This window comes from Oribacterium sp. Sow4_G1_1 (genome assembly GCF_052116105.1).
In the GTDB taxonomy this organism is placed as follows: Bacteria; Bacillota; Clostridia; order Lachnospirales; family Lachnospiraceae; genus Oribacterium.
In genome coordinates this window covers 308261-320198 of the sequence record NZ_JBQKLS010000001.1, presented here as the reverse complement: position 1 = coordinate 320198, position 11938 = coordinate 308261, and the positions used below count along the sequence as shown (strand labels likewise).

Below are 11938 nucleotides of genomic sequence, written 5' to 3'. Positions count from 1 at the left end.
GTAAGACCCCTTGAAGACTACAAGGTTGATAGGGCTAAGCTGTAAGTGCTGCAAAGCATTCAGGTGATAGTTACTAATAGGTCGAGGGCTTATCCAATGTGCGCAAGACGAGTGAAGCGTGAAGATTTACTTCCACAATCACGAGTATGCGGCATCTACGACAGTAGATGTGCTGGTAGGTTTGATGTTTTAAAATCTTTCTTTAGAATGAAAGATTTTGCAGATATTCTTGTTATTATTCCTTCATAGCTCAGTCGGTAGAGCACGCGGCTGTTAACCGCGGTGTCGTTGGTTCGAGTCCAACTGGAGGAGCTTCTGGACAGTGGGATTAAGACATCGATGCTTGTCTTAACCCTATTTGTTTTTTAAGAATGTATTTTATGGCGAGATAGCCAAGTGGTAAGGCATGGGTCTGCAACACCCTGAGCGCCGGTTCGAATCCGACTCTCGCCTCTCTTTGGCGCCATGGTCAAGCGGTTAAGACACCACCCTTTCACGGTGGTATCACGAGTTCGAATCTCGTTGGCGTCATCAGGTCCTGGGAAGTATCCTGGGACTTTTTTTGTGCCCGGAAATAAAAAAAGATTCGGAATATGTGAATCAGAAGTATATGTTTCGAACATATCTCGCATATATAATGAGCAGAAATCCAGGTGTCAGAAAAAATTTTAAAATTATCGGTCGAAGATAATTCTCTACATATATAATATGAAAACGATTCAGGATGGAAATACATACTACATAAGGTATAGTCTGAAAACAGACCATAGTCGTTTTGAGGACTATAGTCTACATGTAGACTATATGCAGAATGAAATTTATACGGTATAATGCAATTGTTTACGAGAAAGTACAATCCTCGGAACATCCGGCAGATGTTGTTTGGAGAGCGAGACGTCTACGGATTGCGATCTGCGAAGGTTTAGTGGTGCCTCTGCGGTCGCAGATCCCCCTCTTTTCGAATCATCCTGACTATTTTAAATGTTTTGGCGATTCAGAACGAAAAAACAATGTGTTCATGATGTTCGGTGGTGCATACAGACGATCTGGGATTGGTCTGATGTGTATCTCCGGCAGGAGAGGAGCAGTATGGATTACCAGATGAACGTGAGATTTCTTGAAGGCCTTCAGAGACTTCGTGAGAAGGGCTTTCAGATCCTGTTTAATGGAGAAGAGTGCCCGGCTGAAAACTGGGACCAGATGCTTCATCGGAAAGATGGGGGATTTTTTAAACGAGAATATGTCGATGCGTGCTCATCCTCGATTAATTTCCAGTGGGTATCACTGGCATGAGGGAGCAGGTAGCGTAAAAATCTGTAGAAAATCGTAAGAAAGGGGGTCGGTATTGGTACGGCCTCCTTTCTTGTATTCAATATGGATTTTTGTTATTATTTACGGGTCAGAATAGTAAACTTGAGATCTGGTGGAGGCTGACATGACGGTTAAGGAAACATTGATCCGATTATTTGAAGAAAACAAGGGACACTATATCTCCGGTGAGGAAATCGCACAGGAGCTTCACTGCTCTCGTACGGCGGTCTGGAAGGCGGTAAATCAGCTGAAGGAGGATGGCTATGAAATCGAGGCTGTAAAAAATAAGGGATACATGCTTTCACTGGAAAGTGATGTGCTGTCAGAACAGGCCATCTCCCGTTATCTGGAGCATGCGTATCCGGTTTCGGTATTTCAGGAGATTACGAGTACGAATGATGTGCTGAAGAAGCTGGCGGTTTCAGAGCACGTGCCGGAAGGGACAACGGTGATTTCCGATTATCAGACCGGCGGCAAGGGAAGACTCGGGCGCAGTTTCTTCTCACCGAAAGGAACCGGTCTTTATATCAGCATGCTGCTTCGTCCGGACGGTACCGTCATGGATAATCTGATGCTGACCGCGCAGTCTGCCGTCGCAGTTTATCGTGCAGTCCGCAAGGTCTGCGGAGTCGAGCTTTCCATCAAGTGGGTCAATGACCTGTATTATGAGGGCCACAAGGTCTGTGGTATTCTCTCGGAGGGGCAGACCAGTATGGAGTCGGGCCGCATGGAATTCGTCATCGTCGGCATCGGCATCAATCTTTATGAACCGGAGGAGGGCTTCCCGGAGGATATCCGCGAGAAGGCCGGATCGATTCTCGGAAAGCGTTCCGAGGGAAAAATCGTGGATCGTAACCGCATCGCAGCGGAGCTGATTCGGGAGTTCTATGCGCTCGCACCAGAGAAGACACTGGCACAGGAATACATCGATCATAACATGGTGCCGGGACATGACATCATGGTCATCGATGGAAAGACACAGCGGCCGGCCAGAGCCACCGGCATCCGCCCGGACGGAACGCTGGAGATCGTCGAGCAGGATGGAAGCGAGGGTACACTGGTTTTCGGTGAGGTCTCGGTGCGTCTGCGGGATGGCGATCAGATCGTGTACAAATAAGTTTGGGAGTCATGTGAAATGAGTGATTATAGAAAGCGGAGTACGAAACGAAAGAAGCGAAAGGAGGCGACGCTGGTCGGGGATCTGTTTAAGATTCTTTTTGCGGTGTCGATGCTGATCATCGCGATCCTGGTGGCGTTTTTCGTATTTAAAAATGTGAGTGGCTTTACGCTTCCAGATCTTCGGGTGACCGCGGTAGCAACACAGGAGAGTGAAACAGCGACTGTGGTCAGCATCGACACGAAGAAGAGTGCTGAGGTCGAAACGAGCGCTCAGATCCAGGTGACAGAAAGTGCGCAGCAGCCGGCGGAAACGGCAGCGACCGGTGCCGAGGATGAGGAGATCGAAAAGAAGATCGAGTCCGTCGAAGCCTCCATCGAGGAGAGTGTAAAGTCCTCTGAAGCAGAGTCGAAGAAGGAAAGCACGGCGGAAGACGAAAGCAGAGAGACGAAGGAATCGAAGTCCACGGATAAGGTAGAGGAGCTGCCGTCTCGAAAGGATACGGACATCGAAGGCCCTGTGCCTGGAGGTGACCGTCAGGGAGAGGTCAGTAACGGTCCGGTCGTCGGCCCGGATACCGTCAAGGAAAGTCCGGAGACGGTGCAGAAGGATGGTGCGATCATCAGCGAGGGCGGTCCGGTCGGAGGATGAGATGATCTATTATTTGTTTGGAAAGTCAGCAAGCGGAAAGGATACGATCTATAAGCGGCTGAAGGCGCTTCATCCGGACTGGAAGGAGGTCACGCCGTATACGACGCGTCCGATTCGTGAGGGTGAGCGCGAGGGTGTCGAGTATCATTTTGTGACGGATCAGAGGATGGATCAGTTTGAGCAGACGGGTCGGATCATCGAGGAACGGACCTACCAGACGGTCTATGGTCCATGGCGCTATGCGACGGTCGATGATGGACAGATCGTGCTCCGGACGGGGCAGGATTACCTGATGATCGGTGTGCTCCAGAGCTATGTCAGTACCCGGGATTATTTCGGTGCCAGACATGTTTTCCCGATCTATATCGAGGTGCCGGATGAGATCCGACGGGCGCGTGCGCGGGCTCGAGAGATGAAGGAGGCGACACCGAAGCTTGCGGAGATGCAGCGCCGTTTCGAGGCGGACCGTGTGGATTTTTCCGAGGAGAAGCTTGCGGCCGCCGGCATTGACCGACGGTACCTGAATCTGGATCTCGAGGACTGCATCGAAGAGATCGAACGGGATGTGAGAGGCTGAAACCGGAAGAGCGCCTGTGGGTGGAATCGGAGGCAGAAGACGTGCAGGGGCATGCGCGGAGTGACCACGGATAAAAAAGAGCTGTATCAATGAAAGCAATTAAAATACCGGAAAATCAAATATACAATGCCTATCTGATCGAGGGCGAGGATATGGAGCTTCTGAAGTCGGCTGCGATGGAATTTACAGTGCAGCTGCTCAGCCGGGATCCGTCATCGGTGGATACAGGTGCGATGCCGATTTATCAGCAGCGTGGGTATGCGAGCTGTGAGGAGTGGGCGGATAGCGTCCGGAAGCGGGTGCAGAACCATGAGCATCCGGATATGCTTGAAATCGTGCCGAATAAGCCGGAGGAGCATCCGACGATCATCTCGGTCGACAATATCCGTGACCACGTGACGGATACGGTCGCCGTGCGTCCGTATGAGGCGGCCTATAAGGTCTATCTTATCGAGCATGCGGAGATGATGAATCCGCAGGCACAGAATGCGATTCTGAAGACCCTCGAGGAGCCGCCGGAGTATGTTGTGATCATGCTGCTTGCGGCGAACGCAGATGCGTTTCTGCCGACGATACTGTCGCGTGTCATCGAAATCAAGGCGGGCGAACGGGATGTCCGGGAGCGTTATGCGGAGATGATCACGGAGGAGTGGGCGCAGGAAACGGTGAAGCTTCTGTCCGAGATTCGCTTCCGCACAGGTCGCGAAATTCTCGATTTCTGTACACATGTGAGTAAGGACTGGAAGGTGCCGCAGGGAAGCCTGCTTGGCTTTCTTGAAATTATTTTACGGGATGTGCTATGCTATAAAAGCACGTCGCAGATGGAGCTTCTGTATGCACAGGACTCCGTCAATGTCATCATACGTATGGCCTCCGCGATGAGCTACGAAAAACTCGGTCAGGCCACGGATGATCTGGAGCGTATGCTTCGGAATCAGACGTTTAATGTGAACCGGGATCTGATGCTGGAGAATTTTCTGCTCCGGCTCAGGGATACCAGTATATAAAATGCGATAAAATGAGGAATATATGACAGAAGTAATTGGAGTTAGATTCAGAACCGCCGGGAAGATATACTACTTCGATCCGAAGGATATCCACTTCACCCGCGGAGAGCATGCCATCGTGGAAACGGCACGTGGTATCGAGTATGGTTTCGTCGTGATGGGAAACCGTGAGACGGAGGATGCGAAAATCGTACAGCCGCTGAAGGAAGTGATCCGTAAGGCGAACGCTGAGGATGATCAGCGCCACCTCGACAACGAAGCGAAGGAGAAGGAGGCCTATAAGGTCTGTCAGGAGAAGATTCGTAAGCATAATCTCGAGATGAAGCTGATCGATGTAGAGTATACCTTCGACAGCAGTAAGGTACTGTTTTACTTTACGGCGGATGGTCGTGTGGATTTCCGCTCTCTCGTGAAGGATCTCGCGGCGATCTTCCGTACGCGGATCGAGCTTCGACAGGTGGGCGTACGTGATGAGACGAAGATGCTGGGAGGCTATGGTATCTGCGGTCGCCCGCTCTGCTGTCATACCTTTCTGTCCGATTTTGCGCCGGTGTCGATCCGCATGGCGAAGGAGCAGGGGCTCAGCCTGAACCCGACGAATATCTCCGGTGTCTGTGGACGTCTGATGTGCTGCCTTAAGAACGAGGAGGATGTCTACGAGTTCCTGAATGCACGTCTTCCGTCCGTCGGTGATACAGTTACTACACCGGATGGTCTTCGAGGCGAGGTCAGCAGCATCTCTGTGCTCAGCCAGAAGGTAAAGGTCGTCGTCAGTCTCGAAAAGGAAGATGAGAAGGAGCTCCGGGAGTATAAGGTTTCCGAGCTTAAGTTCAAGCCGCGGAAGCGTCCGAGTGGCGATAAGAAGAAGCCGGAGCAGAAGGGCAACCGTGCACAGAACGCGCAGGGAAGTGCTTCGGGTGGAAAAAAGGAAGGTCGTAGCGGTCGCGGTGAGCATGCGGCGAGCGGTGGACATGAGCGTGCACATGGTCCGAAGGGCGGTGATCCGCAGAAGAAGGCGGCTCAGCCGGATGTGGTCGAGATCGTAGAGCAGGTGGAAAAGCTGGGTGTGGACATCGTGCAGGGACAGGATGCGTAAGGTGTATGGCAGAGCGAATCGACGATTTACAGTGTAATGGCTACAGAATCATACAGGACAGTGAGGGCTTCTGCTTCGGTATGGATGCCGTGTTGCTGGCGAACTTCGCCGTGCCGGCCGTGACGTCAGAAACCAGATTGCTGGATCTATGCAGCGGGACGGGGATCGTCCCGCTTCTTATTGCGGCGAAAACGGAGTGTAAGGAGCTGATCGGTCTGGAAGTGCAGCCGAGTGTACAGTCGATGGCGGAGCGCTCGGTGGCGCTGAATCACCAGGAGCAGCGGATGACGATGCGCTTAGGGGATCTCCGGGATATCCGATCGATGGGCTATGACTCGAGTATGAACATCGTGACGGTAAATCCACCATACATGAAGTCCGGCCTTCGAAACCAGACCGACCGGAAGCTCATCTCACGACATGAGGTCCTGTGTACCCTCGAGGATGTGTGTGCGGCAGCGGCCTTTACGCTGAAATCGAATGGCCGGCTGTTTATGGTCCATCGGCCGAATCGGCTCGCGGATATCTTCTGCGCGCTTCGTGCAGAGCATCTCGAGCCGAAGCGGATGCGTCTCGTGTATCCGTATCTCGAGAGTGAACCGAACATGGTGCTGATCGAGGCGGTGAAGGGTGGAAAAAGCCAGCTGACGGTGGAAAAACCGCTGATCGTGTACCGTCAGAAAAAAATTTATTCGGATGAAATAATGCAGATTTACGGCTTGAAACCGTGATATTTTATAGTCTGTTTTCAGATTATAGTCCGTTTTCAGACATTTTCAAAAATCACATACTGTGCTAGTCTTTGAGCATGAGAAATATCAAGAAGCTTTTAACGCTTACTTCCTTGTTTCTCGTGCTTTTTTCTTTTCCGGCAGCGGCGACGGCTGTTGCCGATTCTGAAAAATTCCAGTTTCAACTTGATCTCTCCAGTGTGGATGAACTTCTGCCGGGAGATCTCTCAGAACACATCCTTCTCGTACAAAACCATACAGACAGGTGCCTTGCGTACATGGTAGAATCCGTGACATTTACCGGGTCGGAGGCACTGGCAGAGGAGCTCGAGCTGAGCCTCCTGGATGGGGAAAAAGCCTTCCTTCATGGAACGGTCGCTTCGCTTTCCAGGACGGACAGCTTCGAGCAGATCCTCACACACCCTGCGGGGTGTGAACAACAGCTGGCGCTTCGACTCCACTTACGAAAGGAGGCGACGAACGCGGTGGCCGGGAATACGCTGACGCTGTCGATCTGTTTCTCCGGAACGGATGCTCCACTTAAGGAGCGACCGCCGGAAGAGACGGAAAAACCACCGGAAACGGAAACACCGACGGAGACACAGAAGCCGCCGGGAACAGCAGAACCAGAAGAAACGATGAAACCACCGCCGTCATCCGGCGCCGGAACACAGGACGTGGAAAACGCAAGTGATGGCCGTCCTTCCGGAGGAAGCCAGACAGGTGGTGGTGGACACGGTGGAACCTCGATTCGCGGCGAGGGCTATGACGGAAAAACGCATGGTCTTCACGCAGAGGATCCGCCGGGAACACTGATGGATCAGCTCATGGAGTGGATCGACCGCATCTATGCGCATCCGGAGGATCTGGTGGAAACCGCCTCCAGACCGTATGGAGCTGCTGAGAAACATCCGGCGGAACTGTCCGGGATCGATTCGACGCCCGATGTGTCGGGGATATCGAAGCCTTCCCTGGAAGAAAGGAAATGTACGAAGAAGGAGCTGCCGGAGACGAGAAGGAAGGCAGCAGGCGCCGGAGCGGAGCGGGATTTTTCTGCAGCGAAAAGCGTGGGAAAAACGGAAAATGAGAAGAAAAACGGCACAACGAACGATGGCGGAAACGCCAGGCTGGCGCTTCGTATCCGGGATGTAAGCCCGAAGCACGCAAGCGTACAGATCAGTACAGAGGGTGGAAGCGGGACGATACAGGATCCGGTGACACTGTATATCGGGCCGACACAGCGGGAGAAGGTGCTGCTTGTCATCTGTCTCTTCCTCTTCGTCCTCTTACTGATCCTTATCATCATGAAGTGCTGGCTCCTGTATCGGGCCACACAGTCAGAAAACCAGGAGGACAGTGCATATGCATCGACAGAACAGAGCGTGTAAAAAAACAAAAGGAGGTCTCAAACGAAAGCTGAACACGTTCTTCGGATGGATATCCGGCATACTCACGCTGTTTCTCATGGTGATTGCAGTCTATGCCATGCTTTCATCCTATCGGGAGCGGCGGTATGGAACGCCGTTTTTCCTCTTCGGATGGAAGCCGGTCGTGGTACTCTCCGAATCCATGGAGCCCACATATACCTCTGGTGACATTCTTATCGTCAGGGAGCGGACGGGTGCCCCGGAACCGGATGATATCATCCTGTTTCGTGCGACTGGTTTCGGCATGGATACGTATGTCACCCATCGACTGATAGGGAAAGACGAGGGTGGCTATATCACAAAGGGTGATCATAATGAACACGCAGATCCGGGACGGGTGCAGGAGGCGGACATCCTCGGCACGGTGGAATATATTCTCTTCTGAGCACCGACCGGGTGGCGTACAGAACACGAATGAAAAAAGAAAAGGAGATGAACATGAAAAAACGAATACTGATGGCGGGTGTGATGGCGGTGACAGCGATTTCGGTCCTGGCGGGTGCCTATGCATTTTTCACAGATAAGAAGGATATCAAGGTGTCGGCGACCGCTGCGAAGCTCGGTATCACCGTCGATAAGACGAAGTTTTCGGACGATCTGGTCGCGAATATGGTGCCGGGTGATACCCGGGATCTCGTCTATACGATCAAAAAGGAAGTCGGCTCGAAGGATGCCATCGTTTTTTCTGAGGTGACACTGACCTCCAGTATCCCGATGTCGGATCCGGTGGAGTGGTTCATTCAGATGACCGGAAAGCCGCTGACGCCGGAGGAAATCAAAATGCTGCAGGATGAAGCCGGGAGCGTTGCCGGCGGCGGTACGGTCAATGACATCCCGCTGGCAGAGCTTTCGAAGGCGAATTCGCTCAAGTTTCTCTCGCTGTCGAAGGACAGTAAGGTCGCAAAGTTCATCGTCGGTCATGGTGTTCTGGACAGTCAGGCGAATGGTATCCCGGTGAATCTCACGCTGCGGCTGAGTCCGAGTGCCGATAACAGCTTCGCCGGTGGAAAATGTGATGTCGGCGCAGAAATCTATGCGATCCAGAAGGAAAATCTGGAGCAGGATGGTGCAGCCACAAACTTCGCCTATATCCAGGGGCTGATCGTCGCCAATGAGTCTAAGAAGGCATCATGAGACGGCGGCTCAACCTTCTCCTCACACTCATCTTTCTGATGCTCGTGTTGCTCTGTGGGGCTGGAGCGTATTTTACGGATCAGCAGCAGGCGAGCATACGGGCCGCCGCCGCATCGATGGGACTTACGGTTTCGAAACCATCGTACGGAACGATACCGAAGGAAATCGAGAAGGACAGCCGACTGACGGTACAGTTTCAGATACGAAATGAGAGCAGTGTTCCGGTCTATCTCAGCGATCAGCACGTGCTCTATGTCAATGGAACAGAGGAGAAGGAACGTCGCGTACGACTCGAACGAACGACGGGCACAGCGTCGTCTGGTACAGGCGGAAACAGTGGGACGGCAGCAGGCACGAATGCGGTTCTTCGCCTCGATGCAGGTGAACGTCTGGTGCTGGACTATGTTCTGTCCTTCCCTGGTGCAGAAGCACTGCCGGAAGGCGTCCTCGCGCTGAAGGGAAAGCTGCTGCTTCGTGCAGCGACCAGTGCGGATGGGACATCCGGCTTTACGCATGGGCCGGTCACCGGCGTTCTCGACCTGACGGGTGGCGAGCTGCAGATCCCGACACGCAGTCGAAGTGTGCTTCTGTCGGAGCTGGTCGAGGCGGGCTCACACCCGATCGAGGAGATCCGCTGGTATCGTGCCGTTGGTATGGAGGGCGCAGGAACGCCTGGAAGTCAGATGCAGTGGAGCAGCTTCGATGCAGCGAAGCTGCTGACACTACAGCGAAACATCCCGCAGTATGTGCGCTATGAGCTCGTGGCAGAGGCCGGGGTGGTGCGTTCCCCTGTATATGAAATCACGCTGGCATCACAGGGGATTCAGGCGAAGGCGTACGATTATTTCGATGGGAAGGAAGTGAGTGCGGATATTTCCGTAAGCAAGGAGGCGATATGATCAGGTGCAGATGCAGCCACCGTGGAAAAGCGAACACACGCTTTTTCCGGGCACTGCTTGTCCTCAGCGTATGGGCACTGCTGGAGGGCAGTCTGTTACGCGCACTGGCGGCGGAGCAGGATGTGCTGTTCTGGCAGGATGTCGGGGATGTCGGTGCACCGTTTCAGCCGGCGGAGGTGCTTCCGCTGGGCGTGGAGGAGTGCTTCATCCCGGCGACAGGAGAGGTGCAGGCCATCAGCTTCTCCTATCATGCGGCGAATCATCGCTATCAGCTCGATGGGCTCTGGAATGACCGGGGCATCACGAAGCATATACTGGAGGATAAAGGGATGTCACAGGAGGACTACATCCGGCATTTCGGATTTCCGGCCGGACGAAGTGCAGGCGGATTGACGCTCACGGATCCGGTCAGCGGGATCCGCTACCTGTACCGGGCGGGTGCCGGTGAGACTGCATTGACTGAGCCACGGGGATACAGCAGCTACCGCTGGCAGAAAAGCATCGACGGGGCGGGCTATGTGGATATCGGCACGGCGAGTGCAGCGCAGAACTGCTTCGAGCCGGAGGCGCTTCGATTCGGAACGACCTGCTATCGCTGTATCGCGACGGTGGCGGAGCAGGAGTGCATCCTGGGTGAGAATTATGCCGTGGTGTACTACCGTCTGCCGACGGCGCGCGGACTCAGGATCCGGGAGGTGAGCCATGGAAGCTAGAGCGCTGCGACTGCCGATGCTGTCGATCGCACTGTCACTCAGCGTCAGCTTCTGCGCGCGGGCAGACATCTGCTTCGATACGATGTCCGGTGGACAGAGCCGTGCCTACATCGTTCATATGGATGCGGATGACAATACCGTCGAAGTGGAAATCACAGGAAATGTTCAAGTGAAGAGTCTGCGACCGGCGGGCGAGAGCGCTGCGTCGGGTATCCCCCGGGATAAGCTGCTGATCCGTATCCCGGAAATCAAGCTTAACTTCGCGGAGAATCCACATGCGGAATATCATGATTTTTTTGAAACCATGGAGGAGGCCATCGGTCTATCTGGTCAGCACGATGGTTTTCTGAATACGAAGATCCAGCGGGCGGGCTCGAGTATCCGCATCGATTCGGAGGAGTATACGGATTACAGCACGAGTGGAAGCTTCGAGACGGTCTTCATCAATAACCGGGAGTTTCGAATCGAGGACGAAAAGAACTGTCAGCCGATCCGCTTCATCGTGCCGGATCCGCCGGAAATCTATCTGTATTATAAGCAGGAAGAGGCGCTCGGAGAGCAGTATATCTTCAGCGGGCTGCCGGACGAGTTTCTGCTTCATGATATCTACCTCGGGGCCTATGCCGTACACCGGGACCATCCCGAACGAAGGGAGCAGATGATGGAGCGCCTGCTTCGACTGCGCTACCAGGATCTCTACTATCAGATCCGCTATGCACTGCATGACCCGACAGAGGAAGCCGCAGTGCCGTCGGCGGGGAGCACCTCGTATCAGACGCTGACAGAGAACCTCACGTATCTGTCACTGCCGGAGCTCCGGGAAAGCACTTCATCCGGGCGCAGAAGCGGGCGGGCATCCGCCGGGGCGACAGCAGAACGCTATGCCTTCGTCGGATGGAAGCTGACAGAGCTCGGTGTAGGGGCGGAGCTGAACGGACCATGTCGATCGGAAGAAAGCGGACTTCCTAAGACGAAACGAAAAGAAAGCCCGATGATGTCCTTTCTAGGCGGAAAAGCGGCAGCGATGAGCGCGCAGCTGTATGAAGATATCTGTGCCGAGGAGGTGATGGCGGGAGCTGCGATGATGACGATCGAGGCACAGGAGACGAATGCGTCGCAGGAAACGGATGTGTTACAGAAAACACCAGAAGAAGGAGGTGAGGAAGAAATGCTGCCCGATGAAACGGCCATCGCAGCGTGCCCGGATGCTGAGAAAATCGCCACCCCGAGCACACTTTAGAAAAAGTTAAGTTTTTATTTCGGGGAGGGAATGTA

13 protein-coding genes, 3 tRNA genes and 1 rRNA gene are annotated in these 11938 nt (G+C 53.6%); all 17 read left to right on the top strand.

Annotation, left to right across the window (positions count from 1 at the left end):
* A 23S ribosomal RNA gene (locus ACTQ52_RS01485) occupies positions 1 to 97 on the top strand; the annotation flags it as partial.
* Between the two features lie 142 nt (positions 98 to 239).
* Positions 240 to 312 (top strand) — tRNA-Asn (locus ACTQ52_RS01480).
* Between the two features lie 70 nt (positions 313 to 382).
* A tRNA-Cys gene (locus ACTQ52_RS01475) sits at positions 383 to 453 on the top strand.
* Positions 454 to 459: 6 nt separating this feature from the next.
* A tRNA-Glu gene (locus ACTQ52_RS01470) sits at positions 460 to 531 on the top strand.
* Between the two features lie 558 nt (positions 532 to 1089).
* Positions 1090 to 1293, top strand: coding sequence for a hypothetical protein (locus tag ACTQ52_RS01465; protein ID WP_410043180.1), 204 nt, complete (start codon positions 1090 to 1092; stop codon positions 1291 to 1293).
* Between the two features lie 142 nt (positions 1294 to 1435).
* Positions 1436 to 2428, top strand: coding sequence for a biotin--[acetyl-CoA-carboxylase] ligase (locus ACTQ52_RS01460; RefSeq protein ID WP_441981564.1), 993 nt, complete (start codon positions 1436 to 1438; stop codon positions 2426 to 2428).
* 18 nt (positions 2429 to 2446) lie between these two features.
* Positions 2447 to 3079, top strand: a complete 633-nt coding sequence (locus ACTQ52_RS01455; protein ID WP_441981563.1) for a hypothetical protein — start codon at positions 2447 to 2449, stop codon at positions 3077 to 3079.
* Between the two features lies 1 nt (position 3080).
* A complete protein-coding gene (locus tag ACTQ52_RS01450) occupies positions 3081 to 3656 on the top strand; it encodes a guanylate kinase (protein WP_441981562.1) in 576 nt (191 codons plus the stop codon).
* 89 nt (positions 3657 to 3745) lie between these two features.
* Complete coding sequence (locus ACTQ52_RS01445; RefSeq protein WP_441226760.1) at positions 3746 to 4663, top strand: DNA polymerase III subunit; 918 nt, start codon at positions 3746 to 3748, stop codon at positions 4661 to 4663.
* Positions 4664 to 4685: 22 nt separating this feature from the next.
* On the top strand, positions 4686 to 5759 hold the full coding sequence (locus ACTQ52_RS01440; RefSeq protein WP_441981561.1) for a PSP1 domain-containing protein: 1074 nt from the start codon (positions 4686 to 4688) through the stop codon (positions 5757 to 5759).
* A gap of 5 nt (positions 5760 to 5764) precedes the next feature.
* The gene (locus ACTQ52_RS01435; RefSeq protein WP_441226758.1) at positions 5765 to 6490 is read left to right on the top strand and encodes a tRNA1(Val) (adenine(37)-N6)-methyltransferase; all 726 of its coding nucleotides are present in this window, start codon (positions 5765 to 5767) and stop codon (positions 6488 to 6490) included.
* Positions 6491 to 6768: 278 nt separating this feature from the next.
* On the top strand, positions 6769 to 7878 hold the full coding sequence (locus tag ACTQ52_RS01430; RefSeq protein ID WP_410043173.1) for a hypothetical protein: 1110 nt from the start codon (positions 6769 to 6771) through the stop codon (positions 7876 to 7878).
* Complete coding sequence (locus ACTQ52_RS01425) at positions 7853 to 8302, top strand: signal peptidase I (protein WP_410043172.1); 450 nt, start codon at positions 7853 to 7855, stop codon at positions 8300 to 8302. Before ACTQ52_RS01430 ends, ACTQ52_RS01425 begins: the two co-directional genes overlap by 26 nt.
* Before the next feature lie 53 nt (positions 8303 to 8355).
* On the top strand, positions 8356 to 9051 hold the full coding sequence (locus tag ACTQ52_RS01420; protein WP_410043171.1) for a TasA family protein: 696 nt from the start codon (positions 8356 to 8358) through the stop codon (positions 9049 to 9051).
* The gene (locus ACTQ52_RS01415; protein WP_410043170.1) at positions 9048 to 9950 is read left to right on the top strand and encodes a hypothetical protein; all 903 of its coding nucleotides are present in this window, start codon (positions 9048 to 9050) and stop codon (positions 9948 to 9950) included. Before ACTQ52_RS01420 ends, ACTQ52_RS01415 begins: the two co-directional genes overlap by 4 nt.
* On the top strand, positions 9947 to 10663 hold the full coding sequence (locus ACTQ52_RS01410) for a hypothetical protein (RefSeq protein WP_410043169.1): 717 nt from the start codon (positions 9947 to 9949) through the stop codon (positions 10661 to 10663). Before ACTQ52_RS01415 ends, ACTQ52_RS01410 begins: the two co-directional genes overlap by 4 nt.
* Positions 10653 to 11903 (top strand): hypothetical protein, encoded by a 1251-nt coding sequence (locus ACTQ52_RS01405; protein ID WP_410043168.1) that lies wholly within the window; start codon positions 10653 to 10655, stop codon positions 11901 to 11903. The genes ACTQ52_RS01410 and ACTQ52_RS01405 overlap by 11 nt, the downstream gene beginning before the upstream one ends.
* Positions 11904 to 11938 lie beyond the last annotated feature (35 nt).